The organism is Alkalicoccobacillus porphyridii, assembly GCF_007293315.1.
GTDB classification, from domain to species: Bacteria; Bacillota; Bacilli; order Bacillales; family Bacillaceae_D; genus Alkalicoccobacillus; species Alkalicoccobacillus porphyridii.
The window spans coordinates 1-241 of the sequence record NZ_VLXZ01000391.1 but is presented as its reverse complement, the minus strand read 5'-3'; the positions used below and the strand labels follow the sequence as shown (position 1 = coordinate 241).

1 protein-coding gene is annotated in these 241 nt (G+C 50.6%); it reads left to right on the top strand.

What is annotated here, in order from left to right:
* Window positions 1–35: 35 nt before the first annotated feature.
* Window positions 36–241, top strand: a 206-nt coding sequence (locus FN960_RS24695) for a DEAD/DEAH box helicase (protein WP_143850865.1), incomplete at its 3' end; no start/stop codon positions are given.

The window sequence follows — 241 nt, the reverse complement described above, 5'->3', positions numbered from 1 at the left end:
CGTAAAGCAATAGTAAGCTGATATTCTACCACACTATGAGCAAAACACATTTAACAGAACAGAAGTTTTCCGACTTCGCCCTGCATCCGAAGGTTGTAGAAGCCCTTGAAAAAAAAGGGTTTCATAACTGTACGCCCATTCAGGCACTGGCCCTTCCGCTGACGCTGGCGGGGCGTGACGTAGCCGGGCAGGCGCAAACCGGTACCGGGAAAACGATGGCGTTTCTTACGTCAACGTTTCC